Source organism: Amycolatopsis sp., assembly GCF_035546795.1.
Classification (GTDB): Bacteria; Actinomycetota; Actinomycetes; order Mycobacteriales; family Pseudonocardiaceae; genus Amycolatopsis_E.
Genome location: NZ_DASZWC010000032.1, coordinates 24,608 through 44,629 on the forward strand (window position 1 = coordinate 24,608; position 20,022 = coordinate 44,629).

Genomic DNA, 20,022 nt, shown 5'->3' on the forward strand with positions numbered 1-20,022 from the left:
CTCACGCCCTTGGCGGGGCGGTCGACTCGCGAATGATCAGCTGGGCCGAAAGCGAGTGCGCGGCCCGAGTCCTGGTCTGCCTGCCGACGGCGGAAAGCACGTCGTGGGCGGCCGTACGACCCAGCTCGTAGCCGGGCTGCTCGACGACGGTGAGTTTCGGCCGGACCAGCGTCGCCCATTCCTGGTCGTCGAACCCGAGGAACGACAGCTCGCCGGGGCAGGAGATGCCCAGATCCTGGACGGCACCGAAACTACCGACGCTCAGCTCGTTGTCCGTGCAGTACAACGCGGTCAGCTCCGGCCGCGCCTTCAGCAGCTTGCCGGTGACCTCATAGGCGGAGTCCCGCGAGTAGCGCGCCTTCGCCACATACTCCTTGCGGTACGGGATACCCGCGTCCACCAGCGCCCGCTTGTAGCCCTCCAGCCGGTCCCAGCTGGGAAAGGTGGTGCCCACGCCCGCGTAGGACCACCGCGGCTGGCCGGGTGGCACCGGCGCCTCGGTGATGATCCCGATGTCGCGGTGCCCCAGCTCGAGCAGATGCCGGATGGCCAGCATCGACGCGCCGACGTTGTCCAGCGTCACCGAAGACGCCTGGGACAGCCCGGGCGCGGGACGGTCGAGCACCGTCAGCGGAACGCCGAAACCCTCGGCCCGGCGCAGGTGCTCGGTCTGGCCCGGCTGGACCGGCGCGACGATCATGCCGTCGACATGCTTGGTCAACAGCATCTCGACCGCGTCGCGCTCGAGCGCCAGGTCGTTGTCCGAACTGACCAGCAACACGCTGTACCCGGCCTCGCGAGCTTCCTGGGTGACCCCGCCGAGCGCGTGCGCGAAGAAGGGTGCCGAGACCGACGGGACGACCACGCCAAGACTGTCCGTCTGGCCGGTGATCATGCTCCGGGCGATCCCGTTGGTGCGGTACCCGAGCGCCTCGGCCGCGGCGAGCACCTTGTCCAGCGTCTGCGGGCTCACCGAGCCCTCTCCGGTGAGGGCACGGGCCACCGTCGACTTCGAAACCCGCGCCCGCAGGGCTACATCCTTGATGGTGACCGGGCGCGAGCTGTTCGGGGACATGAGCGGATTCTAGGACGACGCGGCCGGCGTTCCGGCATCAACGCCGCTGTCCGAGTGGTGTTTCGCCACCAGGTCGAGCTCGGTCTTGTCGTTGACCACCGCGGGCAGCGCGAACAGCGACACCAGCAGCGAGATCACGCACACCGCCGTCAGGTAGACGGCGAACGCCAGGTTGCTGCCGGTGATGCTGTTCAACCACACCGCGATCAGCGCCGCGGTGCCGCCGATGGCCGCCGTGCCGACGTTGAACGTCCACGCCCCGGCGGTCGCCCGGATCTCCGCCGGGAACGTCAGGATGTAGGCGACGTTCAGCGGCGGCGACAACAGGTTGTTGATGACCGTGAAGACCACGACCGCGGCTCCCGCGACGACGATCGACCCGCTGTTGATGGCCAGGAACGTCGGGATCGACAGCACGATGAAGGCCCCGTAGCCGACCACCAGCGGCACCCTGGCCCCGTACTTGTCCCCGAGCACGCCGCCCCACACACTCGGGAACGGGCCGATGACGTAGGTGGCGATCGACACCAGCAGCGACTGGCCGACCGGGAAACCCGCCGTGATCAGCGCGGTGACGAAATACGCCTGGATGATCACCGATCCGACGCGCTGGCCCGCGCCCAGGCCGATCGCCTTGAGCATGTCCCGCCAGTAGTAGCGGAACAGTGTCCGAAGTGGAGTCTGCTTCGCCTGCCTCTCCTGGAGAACCTGCTGCATCTTCTTGAAATCGGGCGTCTCGTCGAGGCGGTTGCGGATGTAGAAACCGATCGCCGCCACCGGGATCGCGATCAGGAACGGGATCCGCCATCCCCACGAGTTGAAGGTCGCCGCCGGAAGCACGGAGGTGCACAGGAAAGCGACGAGCGCGGCGAACAGCGAACCCACCGAGGACGACGCGTTGATCACGCCGGAGATGTAGTTGCGCCGCCGTCCGCGTTCGTGCTCGAAGAGGAAGTTGGCCGCGGTCGTGTACTCCACGCTGGCGCCGACGCCCTGCAGGATGCGCGAAAGCAGCAGCAGGACGGGCGCCACCACACCGGCCGCGGCGTAGGTCGGCAGCACACCGATGCCCGCCGTGCCGATCGTCATCAGGAACAGGGTCGTGACGAGGATCGTCTTCCGGCCCCGTTTGTCGGCCAGCGGCCCGAGCACCAGTCCCGCCAGCGGCCGGATCAGGTACGACAGCAGCACGCCGACGTAGGCGACCAGCAGGCCGACAACCGTGTCGTTCTTGGGAAAGAAGTGCGTCGCGACGACCGCGGCCAGGGTGCCGTAAAGCGTGAAGTCGTAGTACTCCACCACATTCCCGACGAAGGTCGAGGCGAATACGCGCTTGCGCAGTCTCGCGTCGACGGCCGATCCGGGCTGGAGCGAGGCATTGCTCATGGTGCTGTTCCTCTCTGGGCGGGGTGGCGCGTGGGCTACTCGGTGGTCTTGCCTTCGCGACGGTCTCGCTCCAGCAGTTCCGGATCACGGGCGGACGGCGGGCCATAGCCGCCCGCGCCGCCGGTGACGATGGCAACGCGGTCTCCCTCGTTGAGCACCGTGCGGCCCGCTTCCAGCGGCGCGGCCCCCTCGCTGAGTTCCAGGCGCGCGCTGGTGCCCGGCTCACCGCCGAACAGGCCCCAGGGCTGGGACGTCACGCGAGTCGTGTCGAACTGGAAGTGGATGCCGTCGACCTCGGCCACCACGACGCGGCGAATCGCCATGCCGCCGCGGTACGTGCCCGCCCCGCCCGAGTCCGGGACCAGTTCGTAGGCCTCGATCTGGACCGGGTATTCCGATTCCAGGCTCTCCACCGGGAGGTTGGACGTGTTGGTCATGTGCACCTGGACACCGTCGAGACCGTCCTTCGAGGCCCTGGCGCCGCCGCCCCCGCCCATCGTCTCGAGATAGAGGAAGTCGCGTCCGGTGCGCGGGTTGTGTCCGGAGAAATGCACACCGGTGTTCGCCCCGTTGCTGGCGGCGGTCACCCGCTCCGGAACGGCCGGCGCGAGCGCGCCGTAGATCAGGTCGACGATGCGCTGGCACGTCTCGCTTCTGGCGTTCACCGCGGCGGGCGATTCGCAGTTCAGCACGCTGCCCGGCGGCGCGATGATGGTGACCGGCCGGTACAGGCCCGCGTTCGGCGGAATGTCGGCGTCGATCAGGCTTTTCAACGAGTAGTAGACCGACGCGTACAAGGCCGTCCACACCACGTTGACACTGGCCCGGACCTGTGGCGGGTTGCCGGTGAAATCGAAGTCGATCTCGTCGCCGTGCACCACGATCCTGATGCGCAACGGCAGTTCCCCGGCCAGTTCGGGCGCGTCGAACACATCGGTGAAGGTGTATTCGCCGTCCGGGATGAGCGCCACGGCGGCGCGGGTGCGGCGCTCGGTGTAGTCCAGCAGCTCGTCGCCGGTCCGTGCGATCGTTTCCGTGCCGTATCGCTCGCACAGTTCGAGAAAGCGCTTCGCGCCGACGCGGTTCGCCGCCAGCTGGGCCCGCAGATCCGCCCGGCGCTCGCCGGGGATCTGGCAGTTCAACAGGATGAGATCCAGGATCTCCTCCTGCATCACCCCGGCCTTGATGATGTGCACCGGGGGGATGCGCAGGCCCTCCTGGTAGATGTGGGCGTGGCCGCGATCCCCGAAATCCGCGTGGTGGGCGAGGTTCGACGCCCACGCCACCAGCCGGCCTCCCGCGAAGACCGGCGTGGTGATCACGATGTCGGGCAGGTGCGAACCGCCGCCGCTGAACGGGTCGTTCCCGATGAACGTGTCACCCTCGGCGATCCGGTCCGCGCCGAACCGATCGCGGATCGACTGGACAATGCCCATCAGCGAGCCGAGATGGACCGGCGACCCGCCCTCGTCCTGCGCGATCGCGCGACCCTCCACATCGAACAGTGCGGTCGTGCAGTCGCGGCGTTCCTTGATGTTCGTGGAGTACGCGGTCCGCACGAGCGTGCCCGCCATCTCCTCGACCAGTGTCGCGAAGGCCGCGCCGATCACTTCCGTCCGCACGCTGTCGTCGCGTCCTGCGGAAGCGACGGTCTTGCCAGGATCAGTCGACATGCTCGTCTCCGCTTTCGATGATGAGGTTGGCGTAGGAGTCCACCGAGCAGGTGTCGCCGGGCATCACGATGGTCGTGGTGTCCATCTGCTCGACGATCGCCGGTCCCGCGATCCGGTCGCCCGGCCTGAGCAGCGCGCGGCGGTAGATCGCGCAGGGCCGGAAACCCGTTGAGGGGGAAAGATAAACGTCGCGATGGCCCGCGAGCGCGCGGGAAACGTCGGCGCCGTCCTCCGGAACATCCACTGTGGACAGTTCGACGTGCGGAACCGACGCGATCGCCTGGACCCGGAAGGTCACCACCTCGATGCCCTCGCCGGCCGCGCTGTAGCCGTACATCTGCTCGTGCGCGGCTTCGAACGTCTTGGTCAGGCCGACCAGGCCCGCCTCGTCGAACTCCTCCCCCGCCACATCGACCGCCAGTTCGTAGTTCTGGCCGGCATAGCGCATGTCCAGCGAGCGGCGGACCCGGCGCCGGGGGCCGTCGATGCCCTGCTGGGTGAACCATTCGCCGGCCTGGTCCCGCAGTTCGGCGAAGGTCGCGGCAATCGAGCCGAGGTCGTCGGGATGGAGCCGGTGGATGCGGGTCCGGGTGAAGTCCGCGCGCACGTCCGTCATCAGCAGCCCCAGCGCCGAAAGCGCGCCGGGCGTCGGCGGGACGAGGATCCGCCGGATACCCAGCTCGCGCGCCAGCCGGGAGACGTGCAGCGGGCCGGCGCCACCGAAGGGCACCAAGACGTAGTCGCGGGGGTCGTAGCCGCGCTGCACGGAGATGACGCGAATGGCGCGCGCCATGTTCGCGGTCACCACCTGCAGGATGCCGGCGGCGGTCTCCGGCGTGGAAAGGCCGAGCTGCTCGCCGACCGCGCCGACCGCGCGACGGGAGGCCTCGGCGTCGATCGCGATCTCGCCACCGAGGAAGTAGCCGGGGTTCAGTGTCCCCAGCACCACGTTGGCGTCGGTCACCGTCGCGTCCCTGCCGTTGCCGTAGCAGGCGGGCCCCGGGTACGCACCGGCACTCGCCGGACCTACCCGCAGGTGCCCGCCGTTGTCGACCCAGGCGATCGAGCCGCCGCCCGCGCCCACGGTGTGGATGTCCAGCATCTGCGAACGGACCGGAACGCCGTCCAGTTCCATGCCCGAGGTCAGTTTGGGCTCGCCACCCTGCACGAGGGACACGTCCGACGAGGTGCCGCCCATGTCGAAGGTGATGATGTCCGGCAGGCCCGCCGCCGCGGCGATCGCCGCCGCCCCGACGACGCCGGTACTCGGCCCGGACAGCACGAGCTTGACGGGCAGCTCCTCCGCCGTGGTGAACGGGATGATGCCGCCGTTCGACTGCGTGACATGGGGAACCGCCGCGAGCCCGGCGGCCGACAGGGTCGATCGCAGGCGCGCCAGGTAGTTCGCGACCACCGGGCCGATGTAGGCGTTGGTGACCACTGTGGACAGTCGCTCGTACTCACGGAACTCCGGCAGGACATCGCTGGACACCGACACGTACACGTCCGGCAGCCGCCGTCTGATCGCCTCGGCGATCAGACGCTCGTGGCGGGGATAGAGGAAGCTGTAGAGCAGGCACACCGCCACGGACCGCACCTGCGCGGCCTCGAGCTCGTCGACGATCTGCTCGACCTCGCCGGGATCCAGCGGGACCTGCACCGAGCCGTCGTACCGGACCCGCTCGGTGACCTCGAGGCGATGCTTGCGGCTCACGAACGGAACCGGCTTGTCGGCCTGCAGGTCGTACATGCTCGGCCGGTGACCACGGCCCAGTTCGAGCAGGTCCCGGAAACCGCGGGTGGTGACCAGCCCGGTCCGCACGCCGGCGTGCGTCAGCAGCGCGTTCGTGCCGACCGTCGTGCCGTGCGCGAACGTGACGATGTCGCCCATCCCGCCCGCGCCACGCTCGGCCAGAAAAGCGCTCGTGCCCGCCACGATCGCACGTCCGGGGTCGTCCGGGGTGGACGAGACCTTCTTGACGAGCACCTCCCGGGTCTGCTCGTCGAACAGGCAGAGGTCGGTGAACGTGCCCCCGGTGTCGATGCCGATGCGTAGCCCCATGAACACTCCTTAGCGGTCTCCGGCCGTGGGGAACGTTCCCATCATGAAGGCCCGAGAACGTTCCCACAAGTGTCGGTCCACAATCCCCGTGCCGCTACCCCCACCTGACCCGTCGCGACGTGAATTCCTTGTTACCGATCCGGCGGCGGACGCAAGCCGGCGACAGTTGCCTTGTATGTGCCCGCTTGCGCTACGCCTGCTGGCGGATCGCTGTCGAGCGCGGCACACGCCGTCCGGCGACCAGGGTCCGGACATGAGCACCGGGCGGCTGTCGGCGAGGGCACCGTCGCCTTGTGGCGCGCCGATTCAGGCGGGAACGTTCCCGATCTTGCGCGAGCCGGAGTGCGCTGTCCACGCCGGCTGCGCGCCTCAGTTGATCCGCCGGCCGGAACTCGAAGGTGAACTCCTGTGCTGCCCGCGCGACACCCGAACCCGGTCGCAAGGACCGCTCGCGACCTGCCACTATGCCCGTTCGCGGCACCGCATCCCGATCACGTCGCACTGTGATTGCGCAGCGGTTCCTATAGTTGCGGCATGTCAGCAGTAAGCACCGAGGACTTCCAGCCGATCCTGTCCCTGGTCCGTGAGTTCGTCCGCGGCAAGGTGGTTCCGCGCGAGCAGGAGATCATGGACGCCAACGCGATCCCGGACGATCTGCGCCGGCAGGCCGCCGAAATCGGGCTGTTCGGCTACGCGATCCCCGAGCGGTGGGGCGGGCTCGGCCTCGACCTCACCCAGGATGTCGAGCTGGCCATGGAATTCGGCTACACCTCGCTGGCGCTGCGGTCGATGTTCGGTACCAACAACGGCATCGCCGGACAGGTCCTGGTGAACTTCGGGACCGACGAGCAGAAGGCGCAGTGGCTCGAGCGTATCGCCACCGGCGAGGTGGTGGCGTCGTTCGCGCTCACCGAGCCCGGCGCCGGGTCCAACCCGGCGGGCCTGCGGACGAAAGCCGTGCGCGACGGTGACGACTGGGTGATCGACGGGGAGAAGTGCTTCATCACCAACGCGCCCATCGCCGGGCTGTTCGTCGTGTTCGCCCGCACCCGCCCCGCCGACAAGTCCGGGACCGGCATCGCGGTCTTCCTGGTCCCGGCGGACACGCCTGGTCTCGAAGTCGGTGTCAAGGACCGGAAGATGGGCCAGGAAGGCGCGTGGACCGCGCCCGTCTCGTTCTCGGGCGTGCGCGTGCCCGCGTCGAACCTGGTCGGCGGCGACGAGGACGCCGGCTATCGCGCCGCGATGACCTCGCTGGCCCGCGGCCGGGTGCACATCGCCGGGCTGGCGGTGGGCACCGCGCAGCGCGCGCTGGACGAGTCCGTCGCCTACGCCGCCTCGGCCACCCAGGGCGGCACGCCGATCGGCCAGTTCCAGCTGGTGCAGGCGATGCTCGCCGATCAGCAGACCGGCGTGCTGGCCGGGCGCGCCCTGGTGCGGGAAACCGCGCGGCGCTACGTGTCCGGGGAGGACCGGCGGATCGGCCCGTCGGCGGCGAAGCTCTACTGCACCGAGATGGCGGGGAAGGTCGCCGACCTGGCGGTGCAGATCCACGGCGGCAGCGGCTACATGCGAGACGTCCCGGTCGAACGGATCTACCGCGACGTGCGGCTGCTGCGCCTCTACGAAGGCACCAGCGAGATCCAGCGGCTGATCATCGGCGGCGGCCTGATCCGGAACGAACAGAAGGGGCGGTGACGGTCACCGGCCCGGATTCGCGCCGCGGCGGCCGAAATCCGGGTCGCCGGGCCGGGAATCCGTACCACCACTGACATCCTGGCCGGCTGTCGGCCAGGGCACGACGGCGCCCGAGGTGACACCGACCGTGCCCGTGGACACCAGCACCAGCACGGTCCTCGCCCCGGACAGGCACACCGGATCCACTGCGGCCGGACGCAGGTCGACGCTCACGCGGCGGTCGCGGCGGTCGGCCCGATCACCCACATCAGATTCTCAAGCTGCACAACGCATTGCGAGCCGCCGGAGTCAACGGCACCCGATACGTCGTCGGAGGCGCCGGGCACGGCGACCTGTCCTTCACCGGCGGCGCGCGGATGTGGCCCACGCACTCCGCGTGGTCAGTGGCGCGCTGGAAACCGCTGCCCGGCGGCGGTGATGCCCCGCCGTCAGGGCCGCATCCGCGGATCCTGGCCCGGGTCAGCGGGCATCGGCGGGCAGCCGTGTTCGACGGCTTCGGGGCGAAGTTCGTAGTGCCAAGGCTCGTTGCGGTAGATCTGGCACAACCCGTAATCCCGGCCGTGCTCGGACAGCCACGCCGCGGCCTCGGCGGGCCCGACATCGACCGCGTCCCCCGACACGTGCGCCGACGTTCCCGGGGTGGCCACCCACCGGGCGGCTTCGCGTTCGGATCCGTACCTGGCAACGGCCTCGCGCAGCAGCTGGTTCTGCAGGGCCACCGAACGCCAGCCACTGTTCACGAAAAACGCGACGCCGTCGCCCGCGGCATCCTTCGCCGCCGTGCGCAGGGCATCGAGCAGGGCCGGATCGAGATTCGCGACAGCCGGGATCCCGTCGTCGAAAACCGTCGTGCCGCGGGGAACCGCGCCGCCGGCCGTTCCGAGCGCGCCACGGTGCTGAACACGAACCAACCGGAAGCCGAACGCCGCCAGAACGGCTGCGAGGATACGGCGAGCCGCAGTGCTGCACTTCATCCGTCCAGCCAAGGCCGCCTGGTGTTGCAGGCCGGTATCCGGTTTTCGATATGCCGGGGATACGCGCCCGGTTCGTACAATCGGGGCATGCGCGTGTTGGTCGTCGAGGACGAGCCCTACCTTGCCGAGGCCGTCCGCGACGGCCTGCGCCTGGAAGCGATCGCCGCCGACACGGCCGGTGACGGCGACACGGCGCTGGAACTGCTGAGCGTCAACGCCTACGACATCGCGGTCCTCGACCGTGACATTCCCGGCCCCAACGGCGATGAGATCGCCCGGCACATCGTCGCGTCCGGCAGCGGTATGCCCATCCTCATGCTCACCGCGGCCGACCGGCTCGACGACAAGACCACCGGCTTCGAACTCGGCGCCGACGACTACCTCACGAAACCCTTCGCACTCCGGGAACTCGTGCTCAGGCTGCGGGCGCTCGACCGCAGGCGCGCCCACATCAGGCCGCCGGTCCGGGAAATCGGGGGGCTGCGGCTCGATCCGTTCCGCCGCGAGGTCTACCGCGACGACCGCTACGTCGCGTTGACCCGCAAGCAGTTCGCGGTACTCGAAGTGCTCGTCGCCGCCGAAGGCGGGGTCGTCAGCGCCGAAGAACTCCTCGAGCGCGCGTGGGACGAGAACGCGGACCCGTTCACCAATGCCGTGCGCATCACCGTTTCGGCTCTGCGCAAACGGCTCGGCCCGCCGTGGATCATCACCACCGTGGCCGGTGCCGGGTACCGCATCGACGCCGGAAACGAGGGCGGAGACCGTGGATAGGCAGCCCGGCCTGAGCGTTCGCGTCAAACTCACGCTCAGCTACGCCGGTTTCCTCATGTTCGCCGGTGTGCTGCTCCTCGCCGCCGTGTGGATGTTCCTCGTGCGGAACGGGGTCCGGCCGGCCATGGCTCCCGGCCGCGATTTCCTCCTGAGCTCGTTCGCCCCCACCGCGATCATCGTGCTGGCCGCGCTGCTGGTGTTCGGTCTGCTCGGCGGGTGGGTCCTCGCCGACCACATGCTCGCCCCGCTGGCCCGGATCACCGAGGCCGCCCGCGTGGCCGCGAACGGGTCGCTCTCCCACCGGATCCGCCTCAAGGGCCGCCAGGACGAGTTCTGCGAACTCGCCGACGCCTTCGACGCCATGCTGGCGCGGCTGGAAGCACATGTCGCCGGACAGCAGAGATTCGCGGCCAACGCCTCTCACGAACTGCGCACCCCGCTGGCGATCACCCAGACACTCCTCGACGTGGCCCGCAACGATCCGGCGCAGGACGCGGGCGAGCTCGTCGACAGGCTGCACACCGTGAACACCAGGGCGATCGACCTCACCGAGGCGCTGCTCGTGCTCAGCCGCGCCGACCAGAGGTCGTTCACCCGGGAACCCGTCGACCTGTCCCTGCTCGCGGAAGAGGTCACCGAAACCCTGCTCCCGCTCGCCGAAAACCGCGGGGTCACCATCACCACCGCCGGCGACATCGCCCCGGCGACCGGCTCGCCGGCGCTCCTGCTGCAGATGACGACGAACCTCGTGCACAACGCGATCGTGCACAACCTGCCCGAGCAGGGCAGCGTGTGGGTCACGACCGACGTGCACTCCGAAGCCGTGCTGCTCACCGTCGAGAACAGCGGCGAAAAGCTGTCCCCGCACCTGGTTTCGACGCTCACCGAACCGTTCCGGCGCGGCACCGGGCGCATCCGCGGCGACCAGGCGGGCGTCGGCCTCGGCCTGGCCATCGTGAAGAGCATCGCGCAGGTGCACGACGGAACGCTCACCGTCGTCCCGCGTCCCGCGGGCGGGCTCAGCGTCACCGTCCGGCTGCCCCACCGCGGCAGGGAATGACGCGGCCCCTCGTACCCGAACCGCACCGGAACCGCACACGCCGTGCGACGCGAGGAATCATCCGGGTGCACAACGCCCCGCACGCATCAGCGAAACGTCCACTCCACGGACGCCCCGAATGCGAAAATTCTCACGAAATCACCACTGCCAGTGACCACGAAGGTGCGATGAAACGCTCACACACACTCACCGGCGTCATCAGTGCCGGCCTCCTCGGCGCGGGCGCACTCCTGGGCGCCCCGGAAGCCGCCGCCGCGGATCACAGTGTCCACACCAACGACAGTGATCCGGGCGGCGTCGCGTATTTCACCGAGCACGGCGACGTGTCCGAAGTCTGCGACATCGAGTCGGACGGCTGGGCCGTAGGCGTCGACGTGTACTGGAACGGCGGTGAATACACGCTCAAAGCGGGCGGGAACGGGAACTGCAAGTCCACCGACGCGAATACGCACGACATTCCCGAGAACACTTACGTCAATTTCCGGATCTACCTCTACAAGAGCGGCACGCCGTATGCGTACCAGGACACCGCGCAGTGGTTCAACGACAACTGACCCGTACCCTCGCACGGTTGGTCCACTGTGGTCAGTACGGGACGTCGTCCGCGCACACCACCGCGTCCGGCGGTCGCGCGGCTGAGCGAGTTCACCCATGGATGCGGCACGTGAGGGCAGGTACGGGGTGTCCCCGCCGTCGGCACGCTGCCGGCATCATTTTCGGCCTCGCGTGAGCGGGCGAGCTCAGCCGGCTACGGTGCGGCGCGGCAGTTTCATCGCGACGAACACCGTCAGCAGAGCGAGGGCCGCCGCCACGCCGAAGGCCAGCCGCATCCCGCTGATCTGCGCGGGCACGGCGGCCACACCGTCGGCCACCAGCTGGCGTGCGCGCGCGGACATCACGGTCACCACCAGCGCGGTGCCGAACGCCGCGGCGACCTGTTGCAGCGTCCCGAGCATCGAGCTGCCGTGTGAGTACAGGTGCGGGGGCAGCGCGCCGAGACCGAGTGTGAAGACCGGGGTGAACGTGGCCGCCAGGCTCACCATCAGCAGCGTGTGCAAGCCCAGCACCTGCCAGTACGGCATGGTCGGCGAGACCTGGGCCAGCCCAGCCAGCGCGAGCACGGTGCCCGCCGCGCCGGGGAGCACCAGCGGCCCGGCGCCGAACCGGTCGAACACCTTGCCGACCGCCGGGCCCAGCAGGCCCATCGCCAGCCCGCCCGGCATGACCAGCAGGCCGGTCTGCAGGGCGCTGAGCGCGCGCAGGTTCTGCAGGTACAGCGGGAGCAGGATCATCGACCCGAGCATCGCGAGGAACCCGACCGTCAGCAGCACCAGCGACAGGCTGAACGTGCGGTGACGGAACACGCGCAGATCCAGCAGCGGCGCTCCCCCGCGCTGCAGTTTCCGTTGGCGCGCAACGAAAATCGCGATCGCCACCACGCCGCCCAGCACGAACCCGCCGCCGAGGCCCGCCATCCCACCGATCCCGCCGAACAGGCTCAGCCCGTACACCAGGCCGCCGAACCCGAGCGCCGCCAGCACGACACTGGGCCAGTCGATGGCGCTGATCTCCGGCTCGCCGACGTTCTCCACCTTGCGCAGCCCCAGGACCCCCACCACGGCCGCGATCGGCAGCACGACCACGAACAGCAACCGCCACGAGCCGAACTGCAGGATCAGCCCGGACACCGCGGGCCCGAGTGCCGGCGCCACCGACATCGACAGCGTCACGGTGCCCATCACCCGGCCACGATCCTGTTCGGGCACCACGCTCATCAGCGTGGTCATCAGCAGCGGCATCATCACCGCGGTGCCCGAGGCCTGCACGACACGGCCGATCAGCAGCACCCCGAACGTCGGCGCGGCCGCCGCTACGGCGGTGCCCACGACGAAAACGGCCATCGCCGTGCCGTACGCCCGCCGGGTGCTGACCCGGTGCAGGAACCAGCCGGTCACCGGGATCACCGCGGCCATCGTGAGCATGAACGCGGTGGACACCCACTGGGCCGCCTGCTCGGTGATGCGCAGGGACCCCATCAGCCGCGGCAGCGCGTTCATCATGATCGTCTCGTTGAGGATCACCACGAACGTGGCCAGCACCAGCAGCCGCACCACGGTCGGGATGCGACCGGCCCGCACAGCCGTTCGTTCCGGTATCACGGTCGTCATCACAGCACCTCGCGGGTTTCCGGTCACACGCGTTTTCTTCGGACACCGGTTAGACCCGGGCGGTGTGCAGAACTCATCGGTGCGAGGGAGCATGAACCAGCCGGAGTCCACAAGGGACTAAGGCTGGCGCGCGTCGTAGCCGGCGCGGGGCGGGACGACCGGGTGCGACCGAGGTTTCCTCGTGCATGTCGTGGATACCGTCGCCGAGGCGCGGGCGCTCGTCCGCACTCTGCCCGACCGAGGCGTGAGCCGGCTCCCGCTGGCGGAACCGACGGCAAGATCCTGATCGTGGCACGGTCGTGCTGGTGCGCGAGACGATCGGGTTCTGACGCGTCTCAGGCCGGACGCCAGCCGTGGCCGGTGCGCTGCACGAAATGCGGCCCGTCGACCCGGCTGCGCAGCGGCAGGGCTTCGGCCGCGATCCGCTGGACGGCTTGTGAGACAGCATCATCCACGCCCATGACGAGCGTCAGATGCGCCGGTGGCGTTTCGCCGAACCGCCCGCCGTAGGGCACCAGCTCCGGATACCGTGAGCGCAACGTCGCGGCCGCCGGTTCGAGCGCGGGCACGGCGACGCCGACGAACCCGCCGTCGCCCACGATGATCTCCGCCAGGTCGACTTCCCCGGGCAGTGCCACGTCTTCGAAGACCGGAGGCCCCGGATAGAGCAGCGACACGTGCGCGGGCAACGGCCGCACGGGCGCGACCCGGCGAACGGCGTCCAGCAACGGTTCCGCGTCAGGCAGCAACACGAGCACGGCGGTGGTCGGCAGCGAGATGACGTCCTCACTTTCCCGGGATCGGCATTCGTCAGGACGCTACCGAAACGCCACGACCTGCGCTCATGCGTCGCCATCGGCCGGTCCCGTGTGGCACGATCGCCACCGTGAGCAAACCCGCCAAGGCCCAGCAGTTGCGCGACCTCGCGCTGCTCCGCCGCGTCCGCGACCGGATCGATCGCGAGTACGCGCAGCCCCTCGACGTCGAGGCGCTCGCCCGCGGGGTGAACATGTCGGCCGGGCACCTGAGCCGCCAGTTCCGGCTGGCCTACGGAGAGTCACCCTATTCGTATCTGATGACCCGGCGCATCGAGCGCGCGATGGCGTTGCTGCGCCGTGGTGATCTCAGCGTCACGGAGGTCTGCTTCGCGGTCGGCTGCTCGTCGCTGGGCACTTTCAGTACCCGGTTCACCGAACTGGTCGGTATTCCGCCGAGTACTTACCGGCGGGACGCGGCGAGCGCGACCGCCGGGATGCCGTCGTGCGTGGCGAAACAAGTCACCAGACCGGTCAGGAATCGAGAAGCGCCATCCTCGGCAGCTCACTTAGTGTGAGCGACATGGACATCACCATCAACGCGAGTTTCCTTCCGCACAACGACCGCGACGAGTCACTGGCCTTCTACCGCGACACCCTCGGTTTCGAGGTCCGCAAGGAGGTCGGCTACAACGGCATGTACTGGCTCACCGTCGGCCCCGTGGGCCAGCCCGAAACGAACATCGTGCTGACCCCGGCGGGCGTCGACCCGGGCATCACCGAGGACGAGCGCCGCACCATCACCGAGATGATGGCCAAGGGCACCTACGCCACGCTCCTGCTGGCCACCAAGGATCTCGACGGCACGTTCGCCAAGCTGCAGGAGAAGGCCGAGGTCGTGCAGGAGCCGACCGAGCAGCCGTACGGCATCCGCGACTGCGCCGTGCGCGATCCCGCCGGCAACCTGCTGCGCATCCAGGAACTGCGCTGACGTCGAGCCAGGCGACGCCCGGACGTGGCCGCGCCCCGAAGATGGAGACAGGATTTTGAGCAAGGCCAAGAGCGCGGCCACGCAGTCGCCGGCCCAGCACACCGCCGACAGCCACGATCTGATCCGCGTGCACGGCGCGCGCGTGAACAACCTGAAGGACGTCAGCGTCGAGCTCCCGAAACGCCGCCTGACGGTGTTCACCGGCGTGTCCGGTTCCGGTAAGAGCTCGCTGGTGTTCAGCACGATCGCGGCGGAGTCGCAGCGGCTGATCAACGAGACCTACAGCGCCTTCGTGCAAGGGTTCATGCCGACGCTGGCCCGGCCCGACGTGGACGTGCTGGACGGGCTGACCACCGCGATCCTCGTCGACCAGGAGCGCATCGGCGCCGACCCGCGGTCCACGGTCGGCACCGCCACCGACGCGAACGCGATGCTGCGCATCCTGTTCAGCAGGCTCGGGAAACCGCACATCGGCTCGCCACAGGCGTTTTCCTTCAACGTCGCGTCGGTCAGCGGCGCGGGCGCGGTCACCATGAAGCGTGCCGGGCAGACCGTGAAGGAACGGCGCAGTTTCAGCGTCCTGGGCGGCATGTGCCCGCGCTGCGAGGGCCGGGGCGCGGTCAACGACGTGGACCTGACCCAGCTCTACGACGAGAACAAGTCGATCAACGAGGGCGCGATCACGATCCCCGGCTACAGCATGGAGGGCTGGCACGGCCGCATCTTCCGCGGCTGCGGTTTCTTCGACGCGGACAAGCCGATCAAGAAGTTCACCAAGAAACAGCTCCACGACCTGCTTTACAAGGAACCGACCAAGATCAAGGTCGAGGGCATCAACCTGACGTACGCCGGTCTGGTGCCCTCGATCCAGCGGTCGATGCTGTCCAAGGACGTCGACGCGCTGCAACCGCACATCCGCGCCTTCGTCGAGCGTGCGGTCACGTTCTCCACCTGCCCGGACTGCGAGGGCACCCGGCTGTCCGCGGAGGCCCGGTCGTCGAAGATCGCCGGGGTGAACATCGCCGACGCCTGCGCGATGCAGATCAGCGACCTCGCCGAGTGGGTGGGCAAACTGAAGGAGCCGTCGGTCGCGCCCCTGCTGACGGCGCTGCGGCACACGCTCGACTCGTTCGTCGAGATCGGGCTCGGCTATCTTTCGCTCGACCGGCCGTCCGGCACGCTGTCCGGCGGCGAGGCGCAGCGCACCAAGATGATCCGGCACCTCGGTTCGTCGCTCACCGACGTCACCTACGTCTTCGACGAGCCGACGATCGGGCTGCACCCGCACGACATCCAGCGCATGAACGACCTGCTGCGGCAACTGCGCGACAAGGGCAACACCGTGCTCGTGGTGGAGCACAAACCGGAGGCGATCGCGATCGCCGACCACGTCGTCGACCTCGGCCCGCGCGCCGGCAGTGACGGCGGGCAGGTGGTGTTCGAGGGCACCGTCGAGGGGCTGCGCACCAGCGGCACGATCACCGGACGGCACCTCGACGACCGCGCCGAACTGAAGGCGTCGGTGCGTGCGGCTTCCGGAACGCTCGAGGTGCGCGGCGCCGGCACCCACAACCTGCGGGACGTCGACGTCGACATCCCGCTGGGCGTGCTCGTCGTCGTCACCGGCGTGGCGGGCTCGGGGAAGAGTTCGCTCATCCACGGCTCGGTTTCCGGCAGGGAGGGCGTGGTCACGGTCGACCAGGCCGCGATCCGCGGCTCGCGGCGCAGCAACCCGGCGACCTACACGGGCCTGCTCGAACCGATCCGCAAGGCGTTCGCCAAGGCCAACGGCGTGAAGCCGGCGTTGTTCAGCGCCAACTCCGAGGGCGCCTGCCCCAACTGCAACGGCGCCGGGGTGGTCTACACCGACCTCGGGATCATGGCCGGGGTGTCCGCCCCGTGCGAGGTGTGTGACGGGAAGCGGTTCCTCGCCGAGGTGCTGGACTACAAGTTCGGCGGCCGGGACATCAGCGAGGTGCTCGGGATGTCGGTCGCCGAGGCCGAGGAGTTCTTCGGCGACGGCGAGGCGAAAACCCCCGCGGCGCACCGGATCCTGACACACCTGGCCGACGTCGGGCTCGGCTACCTGCGCATCGGCCAGCCGCTCACGACGCTGTCCGGCGGTGAGCGGCAGCGGATCAAGCTGGCCACGCACATGGCGGAAAAGGGCGGCGTGTACGTGCTCGACGAGCCGACCGCGGGCCTGCACCTCGCCGACGTGGAACAGCTGCTCGGGCTGCTGGACCGGCTCGTGGACTCCGGGAAGTCGGTCATCGTCATCGAGCACCACCAGGCCGTGATGGCGCACGCCGACTGGATCATCGACCTCGGCCCCGGCGCCGGCCACGACGGCGGCCGGATCGTCTTCAAGGGCACCCCTGCCGACATCGTCGCCGACCGCTCGACACTCACCGGGCGGCACCTGGCCGCCTACGTCGGGGCCTGAGCCCAGGGGCCTCCGCCCACCCAACCTCCGCCCACCCGGCTTCCGCCGAGCAACGCGACGGCAGCCTCGCCCCGGCCAGGCCCCCGCAACGCAAGGGACGCAAGCGAAACGAGCCCCGCCGAAGTGTCCACTGTGGACCCATCGCCGATCCGCGGCGGTGAACCTGCCCAGCACCGGCGGCCTGCCGTTCGTGCTCGTCAACCGTGACATCGAGGGTGCCGGGCTGCCGCTCGTCCACCAGGACGACACCGGGATCGTCGACCTCGCCGCCGGCCACCTCCTCGACGGGCACGGCGCCGCGTCGATCGGCTATTCCGGCGGCCTCCCGGCGGCCGGGCCACGCCGGACCCGGCCGGCCCGGTTGCGCGAACGTGTTGCGGCAGCGGGCAGAACGTTCGCCGGCGAGTGGGCCGCGGTCACCACAGCGATGTGCTCGCCTGGAGCGTTCTGCGCGCCACCGCCGTCGAGAAAGAACCGGCTGCTGACGCTCAGCTGCCCTCGCGGACGAGCGTCGCGATCCGGAGGTCACGCGCCCTCGTCTGGTGCGCGGTCATCGCCGCCCGCGCCTTCTCCACATCCCGGCCGCGCACCGCGTCGAGGATCTGGCGGTGCTCTTCCCTGATCCGCTCCAGGTTGTCCGGTGCCGATCTGGACGTCGAATCGTGGGCCGCCAGCTGGGTTTCCAGACCGTCCAGCAGCCGGTTGATCGTCCTGTTGCGGCCGGCCGCGCGCAGCGCGAGGTGGAACTCGTGGTCGAGCCGGAGCCGGCCGGCGGTGTCGTCGGCCCGTTCCGCCTGCTCCAGCAAGTGCTCCAGGCGCGCGAGATCGAGTTCCGAGGCGTGCTCGGCCGCCGCCTGGGTCGCGGCCGCGTCCAGCGCGATGCGCGCGTCGAAGATCTCCAGGATCTCCTCCGCCGAACGCAGGGGCACCCGGTAACCGGCGGCCGTGCGCTCCACCAGGCCTTCGAGTTCCAGCCTGCTCAACGCCTCCCGCACCGGCGAGCGGGAAACGCCCAGCTCCCCGGCGAGACCACTGGAGGTGACGACGCTCCCCGGCGCCAGTTCGCCGTTCACGATGCGCGCGCGGAGCTGACGGTACGGCGCCGTTTCGTCGGCCGATGCGGTTACGGAGATCGCCATACCCCTCATTCTGGCGTACGGCCCGTTTCGCTGACACCTGTCGTCAGCTGAATTCATGTGTCACCGATCGCATTGACACGTCGCCGGATGATCGGCAAAGGTTGGCGGCATGAACCCCCTCGCCGGACTGCTGCTGACCAGCCGCCGGCACATCGACCTGGTGCGCACCGCCGGCGGCTTCTGTCGCTGACCCGGCGGTCGCGCCCCCGCGCGCGTTCGCGCCTTCCGGTCCCTCTTCCGGTTCTCCCTCCTCGAAGGCTGCGACATGCCCGAACCCGTTCTCGCGGCGGACCCGGTTCCGCCGTCCGTCTCCCCGGCGCAGGTCACGCCCCGCGGCCGGCGCCGCCGGCCGTGGCGCGCCGCGCTGCCGTGGCTCGTGCCCGTGGCGCTGCTCGTGGTGTGGCAGACCGGCTCGTCCACCGGGCTGATCCCGGACGAAGTGCTGCCGCCGATCAGCGAAGTGCTCGACACCGGCCGGTACCTCGCGGGCACCGGCGAACTGCAGCACCACATCCTGGTTTCCTTGCGGCGCATCGCGATCGGCTTCGGGATCGGCGCACTGGCCGGGCTGCTGCTGGGTTTCGCGGTCGGCATGTCGCGGCTCGCCGAGGGGCTGTTCGACCGCACGCTGCAGATGGTGCGCACGATCCCGCATCTCGCACTGGTGCCACTGGTGATCGCGTGGTTCGGGATCGGCGAACTGCCGAAGCTGCTGCTGGTCGCGCTCGGCACGCTGTTCCCGGTCTACCTCAACACGGTCAACGGAATCCGTGGCGTGGAACCGAAACTCGTCGAACTCGGCCGGTCCTACGGCCTCGGCCGGTTCGGGGTGCTCCGCCGGGTCGTGCTGCCCGGGGCGCTGCCGTCGATCCTGACCGGCATCCGCTACGCGCTCGGCGTCGCCTGGCTGACGCTGGTGGTGGCCGAGACGATCGCGTCCAGGGACGGGATCGGCTTCCTCGCCCAGAACGCCCGTGAACTGCTCCGCACCGACCAGATCGTGCTCGCGATCCTGCTCTACGCGATCGCCGGTTTCCTCGCCGACGCGGTGATCCGTGGCGTCGAGCGGCTCAGCCTGCGCTGGCATCCGCATTTCCGGCGGGGAGCGGCCGCATGACGACGACAGTGCGCCTGCGCGGGCTGGCGAAAACCTACGACCGGCCCGTGCTCGCCGGGCTGGACCTCGACGTCGCGGCCGGCTCCTTCGTGTCACTGATCGGCGCGAGCGGGACCGGGAAGTCCACGTTGCTCCGGCTCGTCGCCGGCCTGCAGCGCGCCGACGGCGGGGACATCTCACTCGACCGGCCCGAGGGCGGGAAACCGTTGGTGCGCACCATGTTCCAGGAGGACCGGCTGCTGCCGTGGCTGCGTGCCGAGGCGAACATCCGGCTGGGCCTGCCGCGTGGGGCGGACGTGTCCGGGCTGCTGGACGCCGTCGGGCTCGCCGGGCGGGGTCGCGCCTGGCCGTCCGATCTCTCCGGTGGCCAGCGTCAGCGCGTCGCACTGGCACGTGCACTCGCGCACCGGCCGGCTCTGCTGTTGCTCGACGAGCCCTTCGGTGCGCTCGACGCGCTCACCCGTGTCCGCATGCAACTGCTGCTCGAACAGCTGTGGCAGGAGCGCGGCAGCACCGTGCTGCTGGTGACCCACGACGTGGACGAGGCGCTCACCCTCTCCGACCGGGTGCTCGTGCTGGCGGGCGGGCAGATCGTGCGGGACCTGCCCGTCGACCTGCCGAGACCCCGGCGCCGTGACGACGAGCGGATCGCGCGCTGGCGCGCCGAGCTGCTCGACGAGCTGCTCGCGCAAGAAGCCGCCTGACCA

The 20,022-nt window shown here is 69.6% G+C and carries 19 protein-coding genes; 10 read left to right on the forward strand and 9 right to left on the reverse strand.

What is annotated here, in order from left to right; genetic code table 11:
* Nucleotide 1: 1 nt before the first annotated feature.
* The 4 genes from VHD82_RS19555 to VHD82_RS19570 are packed head-to-tail and all read right to left on the reverse strand — an operon-like array spanning nt 2 to nt 6,196.
* Nucleotides 2–1,075 carry a LacI family DNA-binding transcriptional regulator gene (locus VHD82_RS19555; protein WP_325705540.1) on the reverse strand — a complete coding sequence of 358 codons (1,074 nt, stop codon included), beginning with the start codon at nt 1,073–1,075 and terminating at the stop codon, nt 2–4.
* Nucleotides 1,076–1,084: 9 nt separating this feature from the next.
* Nucleotides 1,085–2,461 carry an MFS transporter gene (locus VHD82_RS19560; RefSeq protein WP_325705543.1) on the reverse strand — a complete coding sequence of 459 codons (1,377 nt, stop codon included), beginning with the start codon at nt 2,459–2,461 and terminating at the stop codon, nt 1,085–1,087.
* A 35-nt stretch (nt 2,462–2,496) separates the two neighbouring features.
* Entirely contained in the window at nt 2,497–4,134 is a 1,638-nt protein-coding gene (locus tag VHD82_RS19565) for a hydantoinase B/oxoprolinase family protein (protein WP_325705546.1), read from the reverse strand.
* Nucleotides 4,124–6,196, reverse strand: coding sequence for a hydantoinase/oxoprolinase family protein (locus VHD82_RS19570; RefSeq protein ID WP_325705548.1), 2,073 nt, complete (start codon nt 6,194–6,196; stop codon nt 4,124–4,126). The genes VHD82_RS19565 and VHD82_RS19570 overlap by 11 nt, the downstream gene beginning before the upstream one ends.
* 534 nt (nt 6,197–6,730) lie before the next feature.
* On the opposite strand from VHD82_RS19570, the gene VHD82_RS19575 reads away from it, so the two are divergent.
* Complete coding sequence (locus VHD82_RS19575) at nt 6,731–7,894, forward strand: acyl-CoA dehydrogenase family protein (protein WP_325705550.1); 1,164 nt, start codon at nt 6,731–6,733, stop codon at nt 7,892–7,894.
* A 3-nt stretch (nt 7,895–7,897) separates the two neighbouring features.
* On the opposite strand, the gene VHD82_RS19580 is transcribed toward VHD82_RS19575, so the two are convergent.
* Nucleotides 7,898–8,140, reverse strand: coding sequence for a hypothetical protein (locus tag VHD82_RS19580; RefSeq protein ID WP_325705552.1), 243 nt, complete (start codon nt 8,138–8,140; stop codon nt 7,898–7,900).
* 182 nt (nt 8,141–8,322) lie between these two features.
* The gene (locus VHD82_RS19585) at nt 8,323–8,868 is read right to left on the reverse strand and encodes a M15 family metallopeptidase (protein ID WP_325705555.1); all 546 of its coding nucleotides are present in this window, start codon (nt 8,866–8,868) and stop codon (nt 8,323–8,325) included.
* 87 nt (nt 8,869–8,955) lie between these two features.
* Here VHD82_RS19585 and VHD82_RS19590 point away from each other — a divergent pair, with 87 nt between their 5' ends.
* From VHD82_RS19590 to VHD82_RS19600, 3 genes are all read left to right on the forward strand, one after another.
* On the forward strand, nt 8,956–9,639 hold the full coding sequence (locus VHD82_RS19590; protein ID WP_325705557.1) for a response regulator transcription factor: 684 nt from the start codon (nt 8,956–8,958) through the stop codon (nt 9,637–9,639).
* Nucleotides 9,632–10,699, forward strand: coding sequence for a HAMP domain-containing sensor histidine kinase (locus tag VHD82_RS19595; protein ID WP_325705559.1), 1,068 nt, complete (start codon nt 9,632–9,634; stop codon nt 10,697–10,699). The genes VHD82_RS19590 and VHD82_RS19595 overlap by 8 nt, the downstream gene beginning before the upstream one ends.
* A 167-nt stretch (nt 10,700–10,866) precedes the next feature.
* Nucleotides 10,867–11,253, forward strand: coding sequence for a hypothetical protein (locus VHD82_RS19600; RefSeq protein ID WP_325705562.1), 387 nt, complete (start codon nt 10,867–10,869; stop codon nt 11,251–11,253).
* 186 nt (nt 11,254–11,439) lie between these two features.
* Here VHD82_RS19600 and VHD82_RS19605 read toward each other — a convergent pair whose 3' ends face one another.
* Both VHD82_RS19605 and VHD82_RS19610 read right to left on the reverse strand, forming a co-directional pair.
* Nucleotides 11,440–12,867, reverse strand: a complete 1,428-nt coding sequence (locus VHD82_RS19605; RefSeq protein WP_325705565.1) for an MDR family MFS transporter — start codon at nt 12,865–12,867, stop codon at nt 11,440–11,442.
* Nucleotides 12,868–13,202: 335 nt separating this feature from the next.
* Nucleotides 13,203–13,619 carry a 2'-5' RNA ligase family protein gene (locus VHD82_RS19610; RefSeq protein ID WP_325705568.1) on the reverse strand — a complete coding sequence of 139 codons (417 nt, stop codon included), beginning with the start codon at nt 13,617–13,619 and terminating at the stop codon, nt 13,203–13,205.
* A 134-nt stretch (nt 13,620–13,753) separates the two neighbouring features.
* Between VHD82_RS19610 and VHD82_RS19615 the strand changes: the two genes are divergently transcribed.
* The 3 genes from VHD82_RS19615 to VHD82_RS19625 are packed head-to-tail and all read left to right on the forward strand — an operon-like array spanning nt 13,754 to nt 17,059.
* On the forward strand, nt 13,754–14,200 hold the full coding sequence (locus VHD82_RS19615) for a helix-turn-helix transcriptional regulator (RefSeq protein WP_414637546.1): 447 nt from the start codon (nt 13,754–13,756) through the stop codon (nt 14,198–14,200).
* A 5-nt stretch (nt 14,201–14,205) separates the two neighbouring features.
* Nucleotides 14,206–14,613 (forward strand): VOC family protein, encoded by a 408-nt coding sequence (locus VHD82_RS19620; protein WP_325705574.1) that lies wholly within the window; start codon nt 14,206–14,208, stop codon nt 14,611–14,613.
* Between the two features lie 55 nt (nt 14,614–14,668).
* Nucleotides 14,669–17,059 (forward strand): excinuclease ABC subunit UvrA, encoded by a 2,391-nt coding sequence (locus VHD82_RS19625; RefSeq protein WP_325705577.1) that lies wholly within the window; start codon nt 14,669–14,671, stop codon nt 17,057–17,059.
* A gap of 488 nt (nt 17,060–17,547) precedes the next feature.
* On the opposite strand, the gene VHD82_RS19630 is transcribed toward VHD82_RS19625, so the two are convergent.
* Entirely contained in the window at nt 17,548–18,198 is a 651-nt protein-coding gene (locus VHD82_RS19630) for a GntR family transcriptional regulator (RefSeq protein ID WP_325705579.1), read from the reverse strand.
* Between the two features lie 109 nt (nt 18,199–18,307).
* Here VHD82_RS19630 and VHD82_RS36840 point away from each other — a divergent pair, with 109 nt between their 5' ends.
* The 3 genes from VHD82_RS36840 (at nt 18,308) to VHD82_RS19640 (ending at nt 20,019) form a co-directional block, all read left to right on the forward strand.
* Nucleotides 18,308–18,388, forward strand: a complete 81-nt coding sequence (locus VHD82_RS36840) for a putative leader peptide (protein WP_414637548.1) — start codon at nt 18,308–18,310, stop codon at nt 18,386–18,388.
* Nucleotides 18,389–18,463: 75 nt separating this feature from the next.
* Nucleotides 18,464–19,315, forward strand: coding sequence for an ABC transporter permease subunit (locus tag VHD82_RS19635; RefSeq protein WP_325705581.1), 852 nt, complete (start codon nt 18,464–18,466; stop codon nt 19,313–19,315).
* Complete coding sequence (locus tag VHD82_RS19640) at nt 19,312–20,019, forward strand: ABC transporter ATP-binding protein (protein WP_325705584.1); 708 nt, start codon at nt 19,312–19,314, stop codon at nt 20,017–20,019. The genes VHD82_RS19635 and VHD82_RS19640 overlap by 4 nt, the downstream gene beginning before the upstream one ends.
* Nucleotides 20,020–20,022 lie beyond the last annotated feature (3 nt).

Bases quoted from the DNA above. Each gene is read 5' to 3' on its own strand.
- VHD82_RS19570 (WP_325705548.1), bottom strand. From the start codon at position 6,196: ATGGGGCTACGCATCGGCATCGACACCGGGGGCACGTTCACCGACCTC.
- VHD82_RS19555 (WP_325705540.1), bottom strand. From the start codon at position 1,075: ATGTCCCCGAACAGCTCGCGCCCGGTCACCATCAAGGATGTAGCCCTG.
- VHD82_RS19575 (WP_325705550.1), top strand. From the start codon at position 6,731: ATGTCAGCAGTAAGCACCGAGGACTTCCAGCCGATCCTGTCCCTGGTC.
- VHD82_RS19600 (WP_325705562.1), top strand. From the start codon at position 10,867: ATGAAACGCTCACACACACTCACCGGCGTCATCAGTGCCGGCCTCCTC.
- VHD82_RS19585 (WP_325705555.1), bottom strand. From the start codon at position 8,868: ATGAAGTGCAGCACTGCGGCTCGCCGTATCCTCGCAGCCGTTCTGGCG.
- VHD82_RS36840 (WP_414637548.1), top strand. From the start codon at position 18,308: ATGAACCCCCTCGCCGGACTGCTGCTGACCAGCCGCCGGCACATCGAC.
- VHD82_RS19605 (WP_325705565.1), bottom strand. From the start codon at position 12,867: ATGACGACCGTGATACCGGAACGAACGGCTGTGCGGGCCGGTCGCATC.
- VHD82_RS19630 (WP_325705579.1), bottom strand. From the start codon at position 18,198: ATGGCGATCTCCGTAACCGCATCGGCCGACGAAACGGCGCCGTACCGT.
- VHD82_RS19640 (WP_325705584.1), top strand. From the start codon at position 19,312: ATGACGACGACAGTGCGCCTGCGCGGGCTGGCGAAAACCTACGACCGG.
- VHD82_RS19560 (WP_325705543.1), bottom strand. From the start codon at position 2,461: ATGAGCAATGCCTCGCTCCAGCCCGGATCGGCCGTCGACGCGAGACTG.
- VHD82_RS19620 (WP_325705574.1), top strand. From the start codon at position 14,206: ATGGACATCACCATCAACGCGAGTTTCCTTCCGCACAACGACCGCGAC.
- VHD82_RS19635 (WP_325705581.1), top strand. From the start codon at position 18,464: ATGCCCGAACCCGTTCTCGCGGCGGACCCGGTTCCGCCGTCCGTCTCC.
- VHD82_RS19565 (WP_325705546.1), bottom strand. From the start codon at position 4,134: ATGTCGACTGATCCTGGCAAGACCGTCGCTTCCGCAGGACGCGACGAC.
- VHD82_RS19590 (WP_325705557.1), top strand. From the start codon at position 8,956: ATGCGCGTGTTGGTCGTCGAGGACGAGCCCTACCTTGCCGAGGCCGTC.